Genomic DNA, 16,678 nt, shown 5'->3' on the forward strand with positions numbered 1-16,678 from the left:
AATTATTCCTCGAGCTGCGGCGGCGCGACGCCATTGAGGCGCTGGTTGCCGATGATCTGGTACTGCCAGCGCAGCGGCTCGCGCGCGGCCAGGGCCGGGTATTCGGAGCGGCTGCCGGTGAGTTCCTGCTGGGCGTTGCCGACCGCTTGCAAGGCGTCGGCACTGGCGATCACCGCTTCGGCCGTCGCCACCAGCGCCTCGGCCGGGCTGCCGACAAAGGCTTGGGCACGCTCATAGAGGGCGGCGGCGACTTCGATGCGAATCTGCAGGTCGCCGAAGCGACTGATGATGTAAGGGTCTTCGACCGCGCGTTGCAAACCGCTGAGCGGCCAAGGCCGGGCGTGTTCGCGAACGAAATCGAGGGTCAGTTGCAGGCCCTGGCGGGCATGCTGCAAGTCGTGGGCGGCCACTGAGAGCTGGTTGGGCAAGGCGATTGCCGGGCTGTTCATAGTCGTGATTCCTCGATCAATTCCAGGCATGGCGTGGCGGCGGGACGCCGTTGAGCAGGCGATTACCGATCAGGTGATACTTCCAGCGCGCCGGATCGTGCAGGGTGTGGGTACGCGCGTTGCGCCAGAAGCGGTCGAGATTGTGCTTGCCCAGTACCGAACGGGTACCGGCCAGTTCGAACAGTTTGCTGCTGGCGAGCAAGGCGATTTCGGCGGACAGCACCTTGGCCTGGGCCACCACCACGGACGCCTCGGCGACGCTCTCCTCGCTCGGCGCGGCCAGGGCGTGGTCTACCGCGCGGCCGGCCTTGGCGAGGATCGCGTCGGTACCGTGCAGGCGCCATTGCAGATCGCCGATGGCCGCGAGGGTGAACGGGTCCTGCCAGCCATGCTGCAACTGGCTGTCGACCCAAGGGCGGGCCAAGCGCGCATGAATCAGCGCCTGCTCGAAGGCACCGTGGGCGATGCCGGTATCGACGGCGGCCTGGATGATCTGCGAGATCGGGCCATCGGCGGTCGGCACGTCATAGGCCCTGTGCGCGGGGATCACCGCGCTCAAGGGTACTCGCACGTCCTTGATCACGGCGCCACCGCTGGCGGTGGTGCGCTGACCGAAGCCGTCCCAGCTATCGATGATGGTCAGGCCGGGGTTGTCCCGCTCGACGAAGGCGATAAAGCCGCGGTTGTGCTCATCGACGCCCACCACCGGGACGATGTGCGCAAACAAGGCGCCCGTGCAGTAGAACTTTTCGCCATTGACCACGGCGTGGTCGCCCTCGAAGCGAATGCGGGTCTCGAAGGCGGTCACGTTTTTACTCTTGGCCTCCGAGAAGGCATTGCCGAAGCGATAGCCCTCGAGCACCTTGGCGAAGTAGTAACGCTTTTGCTCCTCGGTCCCAGTCAGCAGCAGGCCATTGAGCACACCGAGATGATTCTGCGGAATCTGCCCTAGGGACGAGTCGGCGGCGGAGATGATCTTGATCACTTCGGCCACCGTCACGTACGACACCCCGGCACCGCCGTAGGCCTTGGGCACGGTAATGCCCCACAGGCCGCTGGCAGAGAATTCGTCGAGCTCGGCCACCGGCAAGCGCCGGTCACGGTCGCGTACCGAGGCTTCTTCGGCAAAGCGCACAGCCAGCGCCTTCGCCACTTCGATGGCTTCGGCATCCGAGGCGATCACATGGGCCTTGGGCGGTTTTGATGCAGGAACGCTCATGGGCAGACTCCAATTCGGAAAATCACTGTGGAGTCCTTTGCACAGCCCGTGCCTGTTTTATTTATCTATATATATCAGTGGATTGAGTACATTTGATGCGGTGAGCGCCGATGCCAGACCGACAATCTGTCAACTTGCTGTTGCCTGAACAACAGTTGCCCCTATGGCAGCTGCCGCGGGGCATCCCTGGGCCTGGCTGGCGAATGCGTTAGTGAGCGCAGCGCGCCGTTGTACGGTTTTTGCACAGGCTGTTGTCGCGCTGCTGCCCCACCAACAGAGGCGATTCATAAAACCAATGGATTCTGTTTTATTTCAATGGGTTATCTGACGGCACAGACTATGCATTCGCAGCGTGACGAGCTTTTCTATTCATTGATGGAGCACTGCCATGAGCCTGACGTCCGCGTTCAACCCGCTGTCCGAGGGGACCCATTACGAGGCCCTCGCCAATCGCTTTCGCCCGCTGTTCCGCCAGATCGCCGCAGGCAACGTCGAGCGTGAACAATCGCGCAGCCTGCCCTATGAGCCAATCCGCTGGCTCAAGCAGGCGGGCTTCGGTGCCGTCAGGGTACCGGTGCAGTACGGTGGCGCAGGGGCCTCGGTCGGCCAGCTGTTCGAACTGCTGATCGAGCTGGCCGAAGCCGATTCCAATATCCCGCAGTCCTTGCGTGCCCACTTCGCCTTTGTCGAGGACCGCCTCAACGCCCCGCCGAGCGCGGATCGGGATAAATGGTTCGCACGCTTTGTGGCCGGCGAACTGGTGGGCAACGGCTGGACCGAAGTCGGCGCGGTCAAGCTCGGCAAGGTGATCACTCAAGTGCGCCCGGACGGCGCGAACTACGTGCTCAATGGCGCCAAGTACTACAGCACTGGGAGCATCTTTGCCGACTGGATCGATGTGTACGCGCAGCGTTCGGACAATGGCGCCGACGTGATTGCCGTGGTGGATGCCCATCACCCTGGCGTGACCCACAGCGATGACTGGGACGGTTTCGGCCAGCGCACCACCGGCAGCGGCACCTCGGTGTATGTCGAGGTGCCGCTGCCCGCCGAGCAGGTGATCCCCTTCGAAACCCGCTTCAAGTACCAGACGGCCTTTTACCAACTGGTGCTGCTCGCGGCGTTGTCCGGCATCGGCCGCGCCATCGAACGGGATATCGCCCAGGAAGTGCGCGAGCGCAAACGCGTCTACAGCCACGGCAATGCCGACAGCGTCAGCGCCGACGCGCAGATCCAGCAAGTGGTCGGGCAGATCAGCGCCCAGGTCTATGCCGCCGAGGCCGCGACCCTGCGCTCGGCCGAGCCCTTGCAGCGCGCTTACGTTGCGCGCTTTGGCGACGACCCGCAGGAGGAACGTCAGGCCAACATCGATGCCGAAATCGAAACCGCCAAGGCGCAAGTGGTGGTGTCGGAACTGATCCTGCGGGCCGCCACCGACCTGTTCAACGCGCTGGGCGCCTCGGGCATCAGTGTCAACAAGGCCCTCGACCGCCACTGGCGCAACGCCCGCACGGTGGCTTCACACAACCCGCTGATCTACAAGGCGCGCATCGTCGGCGACTGGAAAATCAACGGCACCGAGCCCAACTACGTGTGGCAGATCGGCAATGGCAGCAAAGCCGACTGATCGCGCTACCCGCAGGCCAGACGCCGATGCGCCTGGCCTGCGCCCTGCCTGAACATCAGAACGGCTTGCTGCAATCGCGTGGCGTGATGCCCTTTTCCTTGGCATAGGCCGCCGCCCCGGCATCGATCAGCGGACGCAACAACGCGCGGTCGGCCGTCACCCAGTCGCTGACCGTGTGCCACTTTTCGCCATCCCACTGCTGCACGCGCACCGAGCCACCGCCTTCGTGGTCGTTGCAGGTGACGTTGATCGGCTGCAACAAGCCCTCGGCGCCCAACGCCTTGATCTGCGCGGCATCGATCTTGAGGTTTTCCAGGCCCCAGCGGGTCTCTTCGCCGTTGACCACTCGGTGGCCGTACTTCTCTTGGGTCTTGCGCAGCGCCTCGACCATCAGGATGCCTTGGGTCACACCCGAGTTGTAGAACACGCTGCCAAAACTGTTGGGGTCCTTGAGGTTGCTCTTGCCGGTGTCGACTACGTACTTCTTGATATCTTGCAGAATCTGGAAATCGCGACCGCCCGGATTCGGCGTGATCGCCAGATAGCCCTTGGCGGAGGCGCCGGCAGGCAATACGTCTTCCTCGGACGCGGACCAGATATCACCGATCAGGTGGTCGGCCGGAAAACCGAAGCGCACTGCCGTCTTGATCGCCACGGGGGTCAGCACGCCCCAGCCGCGCAGAAACACCCAATCGGCCTTTTCCTGATGGATCTGCCGCCACACGCCCGTCTGCTCGCTACCCGGCAGAGCGATAGGGATCTGCACATCGATGAAGCCATACTTTTTGGCCAGCAAGGCCATGGACTTGATGGTCTCGCGCCCGGGCGGCGAGTCGTTGTAGGCGGTGACGATCTTCTTGCCTTTGAGTTTGTCGAAGCCGCCTTCCTGCTCGGCGATGTAGTTCACCACCGAAGAGGACTGGCTGTAGAAGTTGGCCATCAGCGGGAAATTCCACGGGTAAATCGCGCCGTCGGTGGCATCGGTGATGCCATAGCCGATGGTCACCAGCGGGATCTTGTCCTGCACGGTACGGTCGTTGACCGCCGCCGCGATCGGCCCCGAGATCGGGAAGAAGAACGGCGTCGGCGAACCGTCGCGACCGTCCTTCATCTGCTCGTAGCACTCCACGCCCTTGTCGGCGGTCCAGCCGGTTTCGCATTCGGACCAACTGAGCTTGACGCCGTTGATGCCGCCCTGGGCTTCGTTGACGTAGGTCAGGTAGTCGATGATGCCGCCGAACAGCGGCACGCCACTGGAGGCGTAAGGCCCGACGCGAAAGCTGGGCAACGGGATGTACTGGCGGGTCGGGGCGGCGGCCGCGACGGTCGGCAGCAGGCAGGCCGCCAAGGCCGTGGCCGCCAGCCACGGCGCCAGGAGGCGATGTTTCAAATCAAGCATGGGTAGAACCTTCAGGATGGGAGGTCAGAAAACCGCGCGCTGAGCACGCCGTGGGTCGTGGGCCGCACGGCGGCTATCGTTGAGTGAACGCTCACACCGACTGGTGCGCCAGGCGCCGGCTGCTGAAGCTGAAAGCCAGCACCAACAGGATCAAGGCGCCCGTGGCGACCTGCTGCCAGTAGAAGTTCCAGCCGATCAGCAGCAAGCCATTGGCGATGACGTTGATGAACAGCACCCCGAGCAACGTGCCCGGCACATTGGGGCGCCCGGTGCGACTCAAGGTGGTGCCCATGAACACCGCGCCGATGGCGTTGATCAGGTAGGCATTGCCCGACATCGGCACGTAGGCGTTGACCGTCGAACTGAGAACGATGCCCGCCACCGCGCAGGCCAACGCGCTGGCGAGGAAGACCTTGAGGGCGATCAGACGAATCGGCAGCCCGGAATAACGCGCCAGTTGCACCTGGGTACCGACCGCGAGAATCTCGCGCCCCAGGCGGCCACGCCCGAGGATCACCCCGTACACCAGGGCCACGACGGCCACCAGCCACAACACCAAAGGCACCCCCAGCACCGTCACGGCCGTGATGCCAGGCAGCGCGTTCTGGGCGATGTAGATCGGCTGGCCACCGTCGGACAGTAACTGCTGCACGCTGGTGCCGATGAACAAAGTGCCCAGAGTGGCCAGGAACGGCGTGATCCGCAGCCCGGCGATCAACAGCGCATTGAAACCTCCAGCCAGCGCTGCGGCCAACAATGCCCCGACGATCGCCAGCCCCAGCCCGTGGTCGCCATTGAGCAACACTACGAACGCCAGGCTGGAGAAGTCCAGTGCGGTGCCCACCGACAGGTCGATGCCACCCGCCGCCACGGCCCAGGTCATGCCGATGGCGACGATGGCCAACAGCACGAAGTTATTGAGCAACAGGCTGCTCAGGTTGCCGACGCTGAGAAACCCCGGCGCGGTGGCCGCGAAAAAGCCGACGATGAGCACGATCAGCAACGGCAGGATGGCGCGCAGCACGCGCGCCAGCAGCACAGTGGAGAACGGCGTTGGCGCAAGCGTGGTCATTGGCCGCCCTCCTCTTTGCGCAACGCCCCGGACACCGCGACCACCAGCAGAATCAACACCCCCTGCACGCCGTTGACCCAGAAGCTGGAGATGTTCAGCAGCTGGAAACCGTTGACCAGAAACCCCAGCAGCAGGGTCGCCAGCAAGGTGCCGGGGATGTTGGCCACCAGGCGCCTGGAGAACACCACGCCCAGGAAGGCGATCGCGACCACCGACAACAGCACTTCCCCGGACCCGGTGGTGCTGCCGCTGAACAACGCCGCCGAACAAAACGCCGCGACCGCAGCGCACAACCCGGCGAGCAGGTAACTGGAAAACACATAGCGGCCCAGGCCCAAGCCGGCAGCCCGCGCCGCCTCGGGGTATTCGCCTACCGCATACAAACGCAGACCGTAAGGGCTGTGCTGGATCAACAGGCCGAGCAGCAACGCCACGCTTAACAGCACCCAGGCCAGCACTGGCACCTGCAGCCAGGTGCCATCGGCCAAGGTGTCGAGCAGAGGCGAGTCGGTGGGCAGCACGGTGTTCTGGGTCAGCACCAGTTCCAGCCCGGCCACCAGGTTCATGCTGGCCAGCGTCGCCAGCAACGGCGGCAGGCGTAACAGCACCACACTCAAGCCATTGAGTACGCCCACCGCCAGGCCGCACAGCAGGGTCAGGCCGATCGCCTGCCAGGCCGGCAATCCGGCGTTGTTCAACCGGCTGTAGACCGCGGCACACAGACCCAGGTTGGCCGCCAGCGACAGGTCCAGCCCGCCGGAGACCACATTGGAGCCACCGCCGATCACCACGCACGTGAGCCCGAAGGCGAGCACGCCGAGAATCGCCGATTGAGTGAAGACGTTGACCACATTGGTGATGCTGAGGAAGTTCGGCGCGCTCACGGCAAACACCAGCAGGATCAACAGGAACGCAAACAGCGCCCCGCGGCGCAATATCAACAGGGCGAGCCGCCGGGACAGGCCGTGCTGCGCTCGGGCAAAGATTTCAGACGATGACATGGGCAGTCTCGCGCGCGGGCAGATGGGAGATTGATGAGGATTCGCTGGCACCGGTCGCGCAGGCCAGCAGACGGTCGCTGTCGACTGCGCGCGCGTCGAATTCCCCGGCCAGGGCGCCGCGGTGCATGACCAGGATGCGGTCGGTGATGCCGATCAATTCCGGCAAGTCCGAGGACAGCACCAGCACCGCCGCACCGCGCTCGGCCAAGCGGCCGATCAACCGGTAGATCTCGACCTTGGCGCCGATATCGATGCCCACCCCCGGTTCGTCGAGCAGGTACAGCGCACAGTCGCGGCTAAGCCATTTGCCCAGCGCGACCTTCTGTTGGTTACCGCCACTGAGTTGCTGCACCATGGCGTCCCGGCCGGCGGTCTTGATGCCCAGCTCGCTGATCAGCCGGTCGCTTTCCCGGGCCTGGGCCGGCCCGTCCAGCAAGCCCCGCCGACTGAAGCGCGCGAGCCCGGCGAGGGTGAGGTTTTCGAGCACCGAGAGCAGCGGCGCAACCCCGTGGCTGCGGCGCTCCTCGGGCACCAACGCGACGCCTTGGCGCACCGCGTCGCGGGCCGAGCGAAAACGCGTCAGGCGCCCGTGCAAGGCCAGGCTGCCTTGATCCGGCTGGACCAGCCCGAACAGGCTTTTGAGCAACTCATTGGCCCCGGAACCGACCAGCCCGGTCAAGCCCACTACCTCGCCCCGGCGCACCTGCAAGTCGATATCGCGGTAGGCACCCCCTGCCCCCAGGCCCTTGAGCTCGACCAGTACATCACCCGCTGCCACGGTGGGTTTGGGATACATCTCGCCTACCTCGCGATTGACCATCAACCGAGCGATCTGCGCGGTCGAGGTGGTCCGCGGGTCGACCACCGCCACGGCGCGGCCGTTGCGCAACACGGTGACCTGATCGCAGAGGCTTTCGATCTCTTGCAGGTAGTGGGAGATGTACAGGATCGACAGGCCCTGATCGCGCAATCGACGAATGATCGCCAGCAGTTGATCGACCTCGCGCTTGACCAGTGACACGCTGGGCTCGTCGAACACCAGGATTTTCGGCTTGGCCAGCAGCGCGCGAGTGATCTGCAGGATCTGCCGCTGGGCGCTGTCCAGCTCCCCCACCAGCGCGCCCGCCGGGAACTCCAGAGCAAAGTACTCGCGCAACAGCCGCGCACCCTCGCGGTCCTGGGCGTGACGGTGGATAAACGGCCCGCGCTTGAGTTCTTGACCGAAAAACAGCGCCTCGCCGACGCTGAAGCTGGGCGGCAACAGCCGTTCCTGGTGAATGAAATGCACCCCCAGGGCTTCGATCTGCCTGGGGCTCAGTGCGGTGAAGGATTGCCCATCCACGGCCAGCGTACCGCTGTCGGCACGGTGAATACCGGCCAGCACCTTGATCAGGGTCGACTTGCCCGCACCGTTCTCCCCCACCAGGCCATGCACCGAGCCGCGCTCGACGCGCAGGTCGACACCGTCCAGCGCCTGGGTCGGGCCGAAGCGTTTATGAATGCCCTGCAGGTGCAGGGCCGGGGGCGGCGCGTGACTGTCCGTAGCGTTGCTGCTCATCTCGGGCTCCTTGGGAGGCGGTTGCGTTGTGGCACCAGCGGCCTTTTAGCCGCCAGGGCCTGAGCTCATTGATCCCCCCTGAGTTGTTGTACCTGCTGGGCGTTCGCCGCCGTGGTCAACAAGGTCGGCACCTGGGTTTCCTTGGGCAGGTCGTGCTGACCGGCCAGGTAGCGTGCGACGTTCTGCACCGCTGTCTTGCCGATCAGGGCGGGCTGTTGCGCCACCACCGCACCGATAGGTGAATGATCGCGCTTGAGCAGATCCAGCACCTCGGGCGTGCCGTCGACGCCATAGGTCTTGATTTCGCTACGCCCGGCGTCTACCAGCGCTTTGCTGGCCCCCAGCTGGGGAATGTCCCACGCCGACCAGATCGCCGTGACACTGCCTTTGGGGTACTTGTTGAGCAACGCGCTGATCTGGCTGTAGGCGTCCTGCACAGTGTTGGGGATCACATCGCGCAATTCTGGCTGGATGATCTTCAGCTCGGGGTGATCCTTGAGGGCGAGCTTCAACTGGTCATATCGAATGGCGCACACCGGCACCCCGTAAAAACCGTTGAACACCAGAATGTTGCCTTTGCCGCCGCTGTCGGCGATCAGCTGGTCTGCCAACGCCTTGCCCGTGGCGATGTTGTCCGAGGTGGTGTTATTGAGGCTGTATTGCGAGGGCGCATCGATGGTGAACAGCGGGATGCCGGCCTTGCTGATACGCTTGAGCCAGGGATCGATCACGCTCAGGGTGCCGAGGGTCTGGATCACCGCATCGGGTTTCTGGGTGACCACGGTTTGCAACTGCGTCACCAGGTTCTTGTCATTGCGACCGGCATCCAGGGTAATCGGCGTACCGCCCAGGCGCTTGACCTCATCGACTTGTGCCTGAAAGGCCTTGATATCGAAGTAGTGACTGGTACCGGTCATGCTGATAGCGATACGTTTGCCCGCCAGCGATGGCACGCTCGCGTCATCGGCGTGGGCCGAGGCACTCATGCCAATGCTGATGAGGGCCAGCGTCAGTGCTGACCAGACCAGCTGCCTGCAGCGCAGGGCGGTCCGGCTGCCACGACGGCTGGCGTTGTCCGACAGCGGAACCGCTGCGCGGCTGACAAGCGCAGCAGTCATGCTGGCACCGCCTTGGTATGGCTCGCTTGGGCTGATTCGAGTTCGCGCACCAACGGCAGCACGTGCACGCCGAAATATTCGACCTCTTCCTGAAAGTGCAGGAACGCCGACAGCACCAGGTCAACGCCAACCGCTTTCAGCGCGACGATCCGTTCGGCGATCTGGCGCGGCGTACCGATCAGATTGGTCTTGAAGCCATCGTTGTATTGCACCAGGTCCTCGAAGCTGGACTTGGCCCAGTTGCCTTCGCCTTCGGGGCTGGCCTTGCCGGCCTGCCTGGCGGCGTCGCCAAACGCGTTGACCGCTTCAGGGTCAGCCTTGTCGATGATCTCGGCGAGCACCGCGCGGGCTTGTGCCTCGGTGTCGCGGGCGATGATGAAAGCGTTGACGCCGATCTTCACCGAGTGGCCGTTGGCAGCCGCCTTGGCGCGAATGTCTTCGACCTGGGCCTTGATCCCTTCAACGCTGTTGCCGTTGGTGAAATACCAGTCCGAGACCCGCGCCGCCATGTCCCTGGCCGCCCGCGAACTGCCGCCCTGGAAGATTTCCGGATGAGGCTGTTGCAGCGGTTTGGGCCGCAGGGTGTAGTCGTGGAAGCGATAGAAATCACCTTTGAAGGTGAAGTTGTCGGTGGTCCAGACACCTTTGAGTACCCGGATGAATTCTTCGGAACGGCGATAGCGTTCGTCATGCTCCAGCCACGGCTCGCCGATGGCGGTGAATTCGCCCTTGAACCAGCCGCTGACGATATTCACCGCGATCCGCCCCGCCGTGAGCTGATCGATCGTCGCCAGTTGCTTGGCCGCAACCGCAGGCGTCCAGGGGCCGGGCAGGATGGCAGCGATGACCTTGAGTTTTTCCGTGGCTGCCAGCAAAGCATGGCTGAAGGCGACCGACTCGTGCTGGAACTCGGCGCCGTAACCGGCGGTAAAGCGGATTTGGGTCAGGGCGTATTCAAAGCCGGAGCGCTCGGCGATCTGCGCCAGCTTGCGGTTGTAATCGATATCCCAACTGGTGCGTTGCTCGATCTTGCTGACCACCAGCCCGCCGCTGACATTGGGGACCCAGTAGGCAAATTTCACAGGTTGCTGACTCATATTGACCTCTGTGCACCGCCGAGATGGACATCATCTCGCTGTACAAGAGCAATCGCAGTAATCGTGCCAAATGGTTTTTTCAATAAGTATCAATATCTTGGATGATCTATTGATACCTGAGACCCACACAGGGCAGTGAACAATCTGCTGAACAACTGTTGCTCCACAGACAACTGACCGTTTTACGGGGCGCCTCGATACAAGCCCCGCACGCCCGTCAAGGATGCCCTGTTTCGATATACCCAAAAGCAAGTGCCCTAGATAAAAAAAGCCGTACCCATGCACCGGTTCAACACGTTCTAATCTCGCCGAATTTTTCGCCCCGGAGTTTGGCTTTGAAACATAACAAATTTTTCCCCATCGGCCTGGCATTGCTGGTGACCTGCTCGTCGGCCTTCGCCGGTGCAACCCTTGATCGGGTCACGCAAAAGGGCGAACTGACCGAAGTGCTGATGGAAAGCTATCCGCCGTTTTCGTTTCTCAATGACCAGAATCAGCTGGACGGCTTCGATGTCGACGTGGCCAAGGCCGTGGCGGCGCGGCTGGGAGTCAAACTCAAGATCGAAACGCCCTCCTGGGATGTGATTGCGGCGGGCCACTGGAGTGGGCGCTATGACATCTGTATTTGCTCGATGACACCCAGCAAGGCGCGCGCTGAAGTGTTCGATTTCCCGGTGGCTTACTATCAGTCCCCGGCAGTGGTGGTGGTGAATGCCAAGGATACGGCCATCACCGGCGGCAAGGACTTGTCCGGCAAGAAGGTCGGGGTCATCAGTGCCTCTACCTATGAGGCTTACCTCAACAAGGACCTGGTGATCGAGGGCGCCGAAGACAAGCCTATCAGCTACCCTTTCAGCGCCGTGCAAGTGGCTCCCTACGACAACGAAACCGTGGCCTTCCAGGATTTGGCCCTGGGCAGCGGTGTGCGGCTCGATGCCATGGTCACCAACCTGATCACCGCCCACGAGCGCATCGCCCAGGACCCGCGGTTCAAGATTGTCGGTGAGCCGCTGTATGCCGAGCCCAATGTGGTGGCTATCGAAAAAGGCGACCCGCAGTGGCACGCGAAGGTCGTCGAGGTGCTTGGCCAACTGAAGGCGGACGGTACGTTGAGCAAGATCTCGCAGAAGTGGATCGGCTCCGATATCAGCCAATGACAGCCCTCGACCCACGTTCTGCATCTACCCGTCGCGCACCTGAATCGTGGCTGAGCCGCGTGCGCGCACGCATTGGTTTTCGCAGCCGCGTCTACTTGACGTGGGCGGCGCTGCTGGGTGTGTGCGTGCTGTTTTTCATGAGCTTCAATCTGAAGTTCTCGATCATCCTCGACAAGCTGCCGAATCTGGTCGGCGTGCACTTGGGCCCGGACGGTTTTCTGCAGGGCGCGGCGTTAACGTTCTTCCTGTGTTTCTGCTCGATCTGGCTGTCGCTGATCCTGGGCTTCATCACCGCCTTGGCGCGGCTATCGAACAGCGCGGTTGCGTTCGGCATCGCCAGTTTCTACGTGTCGTTCTTTCGCGGCACACCGCTGCTGATCCAGATCCTGCTGATCTACCTGGGCTTGCCGCAACTGGGTATCGTGCCAGGCGCGATCAGCGCGGGCATCGTTGCGCTGTCATTGAATTATGGCGCGTACCTGAGCGAGATCTTCCGCGCGGGGATCGTCTCGGTCGCCGCTGGCCAACGCGAAGCGGCTGCGGCGCTAGGCCTCACACCCACGGCGACCTTCATCCACATCGTGCTGCCGCAAGCCATGCGCACCATCGTACCGCCGGCGACCAGTCAGTTCATTTCAATGCTCAAGGATTCATCGCTGGTGTCGGTGATGGGGGTCTGGGAGGTAATGTTTCTGGCACAGTCGTATGGCCGCTCTTCGTATCGCTACATCGAAATGCTCACCACCGCGGCCGTCATCTACTGGCTGCTGTCCATCGGGCTCGAGTTGATCCAGCACCGTTTGGAGCGCCACTTCGGCAAGGGTTTCAAAAACCCGCGCTGAACCCATTTCAGGAAATCCCATGTCCGATCCAACACCTCTGTTGTTCGCCCTCTACGAACAGGCCAGCGTGGGCTGCGGTGGCGCCCCCAGCCTGTGGACACACCCGGCTGACGAGCGCCTGGCCATCAACTCACTGAGCTACTGGACCAACCTGGCACGTATCGCCGACCAGGCGCATCTGGACCTGATGTTCTTTGGTGACGTGCTGGGGTTTTACGACGTGTTCGGCGCCAATGCCGATGCAGCCATGAAGTGGGCCGTCGAGGCCCCCGCCAATGATCCGCTGATGATCATTCCGGGCCTGGCCGCAGTCACCGAGAACCTCGCGTTCGGGGTCACGGTGAGCACCAGCTACGAGCACCCGTTCAGCCATGCGCGGCGCTTCAGCACCCTCGATCACCTGACCAATGGCCGGGTGGGCTGGAACATCGTCACCTCCTACCTGAGCAGTGCAGCGCGCAATTTCGGGCTGGAGCAAATGATCAAGCACGATGATCGCTATGAGCGCGCCGAGGAGTTCCTCGACGTGGTCTACAAGCTGTGGGAAGGCAGCTGGGCCAATGATGCGGTGGTCGCGGACAAGTCCACGCCGCTGTATGCGCGGGGCGATCGGATCCGCCCGATCAATCACTCAGGTGCGCACTACCGGGTGGCAGGCCCGCACTTGACTGCGCCCTCGCCGCAGCGCACGCCGCTGTTGATCCAGGCCGGCTGGTCGGGCCGTGGCCGAACGTTCGCCGCCAAGCACGCCGAGATGATCTTCACTGCCAAGTCCAATCCCCACGAGATTCGCCAGGGCCTGGAAGACATCTGGGCGCAGGCGCAGGCCCGCGGTCGCAGCGCCGAGGACGTCAAATCCCTGACCGTACTGCGCATCGTCACCGCCAAAACGCAGATCGAGGCGCAGCGCAAATATGACGCCCTGCAAAGCAACTATCACCTGCAAGCGCAACTGGTCAGCTACGCCGGTGATACCGGCATCGACATCAGCCGCTACGCCGACGGAGATCCACTGTCGACGCACACCGAAGGCATGACCTCCTACGTGATGCACCCCGACGGCAGTGGCAAGCCGCTTACCGCCGGCGACGTCAAACAGCGCTTTGCCAACGTTACCCGCGGCACTGATCTGATTCTGGTCGGCACGCCGCAACAGGTGGCCGAGCGCATCGAAGAACACGCGCGTATCAGTGGCACCAGCGGCTACATGCTCAACCCGCTGATCAGTCCCGGCAGCCTGGAAGACTTCGTCGAATGGGTGGTGCCCGAGCTGCAGCGACGCGGGCTGTATCGCACCGAGCCGCACCGTGGGACCTTGCGCTCGCGGTTGCGCGCGGATGGTAGAGACCATCTGCCGGATTCGGCGTATGGGGCTTCGTTTCGGTTTGGCGAGTGAGGTAACGCTGGGAACCGGTCCAGATGGATCATGGCCGGGGGCTGGAAACGGATCTGCGGTTCGCCGTCAATGATCAAAAGGGTTGAGGGTTGGCTCGTCAATCTGCCTCCAACTCGGCATAAGGCTGCGCTGGCAACGGCAGCCACAGCGCGATACAGGTGCCCTTGCCGTCGATCCCCTGATCGACCTCCACACGACCACCATGGGCGCCGACCATACCTTGGCAGATCGCCAGGCCCAGCCCCGTACCCTGTCCGCCTCGATCACCACGGGCCGCGGTATAGAACATGTCGAAGATCTTCGCCCGCTCCTCGTGGGGGATGCCCGGCCCCTCGTCGCTGACGCTGAAGACCATAAACGCCTGATGCACGGCGGCTTCGACTTCGATACGGCCGTTGGGCGGCGAGAACCGCGCGGCGTTCTCGAGCACGTTGACCAAGGCCTGTTCGATCAGCGCGGCATGCACGTAAAGCAGCGGTATCTCGCTCGGTACCTGCACGCGGACCTTGAGACCGGCAAGCACCGTGCGCAGTCGACCGACGGCACTGCCGACGATATCGGCAGGCGCGACCCAGTCGCGTGCCAGTTTCAAGGCGCCGTGGCCGAGGCGGGTCATGTCCAGCAGGTTCTGGATGTAGCGGTCCAGGCGCTCGGCTTCGTCGCGGGTGCCTTCCAGCAGTTCGACGCGATCGCTCGGTGGGATGAGATCACCCAGTTCCAACAGGCTATCGATGCTGCCGCGCATCGATGTCAGCGGTGTTCTCAGATCGTGGGACACCGACGCCAGCAGAGCGCTGCGCAGTTGCTCGGTCTCGCCATGCAAACGGGCGGCCTCCAGGTCTTGAACCAGATTGGCCCGCGCCAGGGCCTGGGCCAACGGCTGGCTCAACGCACCGAGCAGCCTGCGTAATTCACCATTCAGCGCACCTTCGTGGCGCTCGGACACCGCCATCAACGCCAGCACCTGGCCCTCAAGCGATACCGGCCACCACCACCAGCGACCGGCGGGCAAGGTGCCGGTACCTTTGCCGGCGGCCTGGTCGTGGCGCCCCGCCCATTCGCCCGCCGCCCGTTCAGACTCGGAAAATTGCTCGTTGCCGCCATTGGCCACGATCCAGGTATCGCCTGACTTTTCCAGCAGGCAGATCTCCAGGCCCGGCCAGCCCTGTAGATGCTGCGATGCGGCATTGAGCACAGCCTGTTGGTCGGTCGAGGCGGCCAGGCTGCGGGACAATTCCAGCAAGCGGGCGGTCTGTGCCTGCGCCTCGCGCAAGGCACTGAGTTGCCGACGCTGGCGCGCAGCCAGATTGCCCGTGAGGGCGGCCATCAGCAGGAAGAACATCAGCGTCAGGACGTCTTCTTCGCGCTGGATGCTTAATGAAAAGGTGGGCGGTATGAACAGGAAGTCATAGGCCAGAAATGACAAGACGGCACTGGCCAGCGCCGGCCCAAGGCTGCTGCGCACCGCCACCAGGAGCACTGCGGCCAGAAACACCAGCGAGATATTGGGCAAGTCCATGACCAGCGATACGCCCCACGCAAAGCCGCTGGCCAGCAGCGTCGCGGCGAGGGCGAGCGAGTAATCACTCCAGCGCCAGCCTTGCGTGACATGGCTGCGCCGCTGCACCGGCGATTCGACGCGGGGCAGCACGTTGATCTCCAGCCCCGAGGGTTCGCGCAGCAACCTGGCCGACAAACCCATGCCGATGATCCGCCGCCGCGATTGGCCCACCAGCAGCAAGCTGGCGCGCCGATCGCTGGCGTGCTGGATCAAGGTGCGAGCGACGCCACTGGCACGCAGCACCACCACTTCGCCGCCCAGGCGTTCGGCCAATTGCTGAGCCTGATGCAAGCGCTGGCGAGCGGTCTCGTCTTTGACACTGCCAGTGTCGATATGCACCACGGACCAGGGCAAATGACGGTTCTGCGCGATGCGGCTGGCATGACGCACCAGCCGTTCGCACTGATCGTCGCTGTCGATGCAGACCAACAGCCGGCCGCGCACCGTGGGGGCGTCCTGGCCCAGGCGACGGTAGCCCTGCGCCAGGTCGGCATCGACCTGAGCCGCTGCCGTTTGCATGGCCAATTCGCGCAGCGCGTTGAGGTTGGTCTGGCTGAAAAACGCGTCGATGGCCGCACGCGCCTGCTCAGGCACATAGACCTTGCCGTCGCGCAGGCGCTCGAGCAGTTCGCGCGGCGGCAGATCGATCAGCAGCAGTTCATACGCCTCCTGCAAGACCCAGTCGGGCACCGTCTCGCGAACCTGCACGCCGGTGATACCGCGCACCTGGTCGTTGAGGCTTTCCAGGTGCTGGACGTTGACGGTGGTGTAGACATCGATATCGGCCGCCAGCAACTCCTGCACATCTTGCCAACGCTTGGCGTGCCGACTGCCAGGTGCGTTGCTGTGAGCCAGTTCGTCCACCAGCACCAACTGCGGCTTGGCTTTGAGCAGCCCGTCGAGGTCCATTTCTTCGAGCGCCACCTCGCGGTACAGGCTGCGCAACATGGGCTGTTGCGCCAACCCGACCAGCAAGGCTTCGGTTTCAGCCCGGCCATGGGTTTCGACGACACCCGCCAGCAGCCTGACGCCTTGGCGCTGCTGGGTATGGGCCGCCTGCAGCATGGCGTAGGTCTTGCCTACCCCCGGCGCAGCGCCGAGGAACACCTTGAGGCGCCCCCGCCCGCTACGGGGTAAGGCTGCCAGCAAGGCATCGGCGCGGCCGGAGTCACTCATCGGGAT

General features: G+C 63.4%; 13 protein-coding genes. 4 read left to right on the plus strand and 9 right to left on the minus strand.

From position 1 onward, the window contains the following. Window positions 1–2: 2 nt before the first annotated feature. A complete protein-coding gene (locus REH34_RS03445; protein WP_311970769.1) occupies window positions 3–449 on the minus strand; it encodes an acyl-CoA dehydrogenase in 447 nt (148 codons plus the stop codon). 16 nt (window positions 450–465) lie between these two features. After that, complete coding sequence (locus tag REH34_RS03450) at window positions 466–1,668, minus strand: SfnB family sulfur acquisition oxidoreductase (RefSeq protein WP_311970770.1); 1,203 nt, start codon at window positions 1,666–1,668, stop codon at window positions 466–468. A 388-nt stretch (window positions 1,669–2,056) separates the two neighbouring features. On the opposite strand from REH34_RS03450, the gene REH34_RS03455 reads away from it, so the two are divergent. Further along, window positions 2,057–3,295 (plus strand): acyl-CoA dehydrogenase family protein, encoded by a 1,239-nt coding sequence (locus tag REH34_RS03455; protein ID WP_226504842.1) that lies wholly within the window; start codon window positions 2,057–2,059, stop codon window positions 3,293–3,295. A 55-nt stretch (window positions 3,296–3,350) separates the two neighbouring features. Here the strand turns inward: REH34_RS03455 and REH34_RS03460 are convergent, their stop codons facing one another. The 6 genes from REH34_RS03460 to sfnG all read right to left on the minus strand — a co-directional run bounded on the left by REH34_RS03460 (window position 3,351) and on the right by sfnG (window position 10,540). Then, window positions 3,351–4,694: an ABC transporter substrate-binding protein gene (locus tag REH34_RS03460; RefSeq protein ID WP_311970771.1), complete on the minus strand. Its 1,344-nt coding sequence runs from the start codon at window positions 4,692–4,694 to the stop codon at window positions 3,351–3,353. 91 nt (window positions 4,695–4,785) lie between these two features. Continuing rightward, window positions 4,786–5,766, minus strand: a complete 981-nt coding sequence (locus tag REH34_RS03465; protein ID WP_311970772.1) for an ABC transporter permease — start codon at window positions 5,764–5,766, stop codon at window positions 4,786–4,788. After that, entirely contained in the window at window positions 5,763–6,767 is a 1,005-nt protein-coding gene (locus REH34_RS03470) for an ABC transporter permease subunit (RefSeq protein WP_311970773.1), read from the minus strand. Before REH34_RS03470 ends, REH34_RS03465 begins: the two co-directional genes overlap by 4 nt. Continuing rightward, entirely contained in the window at window positions 6,754–8,325 is a 1,572-nt protein-coding gene (locus tag REH34_RS03475; protein WP_311970774.1) for a sugar ABC transporter ATP-binding protein, read from the minus strand. The genes REH34_RS03470 and REH34_RS03475 overlap by 14 nt, the downstream gene beginning before the upstream one ends. A 65-nt stretch (window positions 8,326–8,390) precedes the next feature. Next, entirely contained in the window at window positions 8,391–9,311 is a 921-nt protein-coding gene (locus tag REH34_RS03480; protein ID WP_311972036.1) for a sugar ABC transporter substrate-binding protein, read from the minus strand. A 128-nt stretch (window positions 9,312–9,439) separates the two neighbouring features. Next, on the minus strand, window positions 9,440–10,540 hold the full coding sequence (sfnG, locus tag REH34_RS03485; RefSeq protein WP_311970775.1) for a dimethylsulfone monooxygenase SfnG: 1,101 nt from the start codon (window positions 10,538–10,540) through the stop codon (window positions 9,440–9,442). Window positions 10,541–10,992: 452 nt separating this feature from the next. On the opposite strand from sfnG, the gene REH34_RS03490 reads away from it, so the two are divergent. The 3 genes from REH34_RS03490 to REH34_RS03500 are packed head-to-tail and all read left to right on the plus strand — an operon-like array spanning window position 10,993 to window position 13,935. Continuing rightward, entirely contained in the window at window positions 10,993–11,697 is a 705-nt protein-coding gene (locus REH34_RS03490) for a transporter substrate-binding domain-containing protein (RefSeq protein WP_226504907.1), read from the plus strand. Beyond that, window positions 11,694–12,539: an amino acid ABC transporter permease gene (locus tag REH34_RS03495; protein ID WP_311970776.1), complete on the plus strand. Its 846-nt coding sequence runs from the start codon at window positions 11,694–11,696 to the stop codon at window positions 12,537–12,539. The genes REH34_RS03490 and REH34_RS03495 overlap by 4 nt, the downstream gene beginning before the upstream one ends. 19 nt (window positions 12,540–12,558) lie before the next feature. Continuing rightward, complete coding sequence (locus REH34_RS03500; protein WP_311970777.1) at window positions 12,559–13,935, plus strand: LLM class flavin-dependent oxidoreductase; 1,377 nt, start codon at window positions 12,559–12,561, stop codon at window positions 13,933–13,935. Window positions 13,936–14,032: 97 nt separating this feature from the next. On the opposite strand, the gene REH34_RS03505 is transcribed toward REH34_RS03500, so the two are convergent. After that, window positions 14,033–16,672, minus strand: coding sequence for a sensor histidine kinase KdpD (locus REH34_RS03505; protein WP_311970778.1), 2,640 nt, complete (start codon window positions 16,670–16,672; stop codon window positions 14,033–14,035). Between the last annotated feature and the right edge of the window lie 6 nt (window positions 16,673–16,678).

This window comes from Pseudomonas baltica, from assembly GCF_031880315.1.
Classification (GTDB): Bacteria; Pseudomonadota; Gammaproteobacteria; order Pseudomonadales; family Pseudomonadaceae; genus Aquipseudomonas.

Excerpts from the sequence above, each read along its gene's own strand:
- REH34_RS03445 (WP_311970769.1), bottom strand. The coding sequence starts at position 449 with ATGAACAGCCCGGCAATCGCCTTGCCCAACCAGCTCTCAGTGGCCGCC.
- REH34_RS03450 (WP_311970770.1), bottom strand. The coding sequence starts at position 1,668 with ATGAGCGTTCCTGCATCAAAACCGCCCAAGGCCCATGTGATCGCCTCG.
- REH34_RS03455 (WP_226504842.1), top strand. The coding sequence starts at position 2,057 with ATGAGCCTGACGTCCGCGTTCAACCCGCTGTCCGAGGGGACCCATTAC.
- REH34_RS03460 (WP_311970771.1), bottom strand. The coding sequence starts at position 4,694 with ATGCTTGATTTGAAACATCGCCTCCTGGCGCCGTGGCTGGCGGCCACG.
- REH34_RS03465 (WP_311970772.1), bottom strand. The coding sequence starts at position 5,766 with ATGACCACGCTTGCGCCAACGCCGTTCTCCACTGTGCTGCTGGCGCGC.
- REH34_RS03470 (WP_311970773.1), bottom strand. The coding sequence starts at position 6,767 with ATGTCATCGTCTGAAATCTTTGCCCGAGCGCAGCACGGCCTGTCCCGG.
- REH34_RS03475 (WP_311970774.1), bottom strand. The coding sequence starts at position 8,325 with ATGAGCAGCAACGCTACGGACAGTCACGCGCCGCCCCCGGCCCTGCAC.
- REH34_RS03480 (WP_311972036.1), bottom strand. The coding sequence starts at position 9,311 with ATGAGTGCCTCGGCCCACGCCGATGACGCGAGCGTGCCATCGCTGGCG.
- sfnG (WP_311970775.1), bottom strand. The coding sequence starts at position 10,540 with ATGAGTCAGCAACCTGTGAAATTTGCCTACTGGGTCCCCAATGTCAGC.
- REH34_RS03490 (WP_226504907.1), top strand. The coding sequence starts at position 10,993 with ATGGAAAGCTATCCGCCGTTTTCGTTTCTCAATGACCAGAATCAGCTG.
- REH34_RS03495 (WP_311970776.1), top strand. The coding sequence starts at position 11,694 with ATGACAGCCCTCGACCCACGTTCTGCATCTACCCGTCGCGCACCTGAA.
- REH34_RS03500 (WP_311970777.1), top strand. The coding sequence starts at position 12,559 with ATGTCCGATCCAACACCTCTGTTGTTCGCCCTCTACGAACAGGCCAGC.
- REH34_RS03505 (WP_311970778.1), bottom strand. The coding sequence starts at position 16,672 with ATGAGTGACTCCGGCCGCGCCGATGCCTTGCTGGCAGCCTTACCCCGT.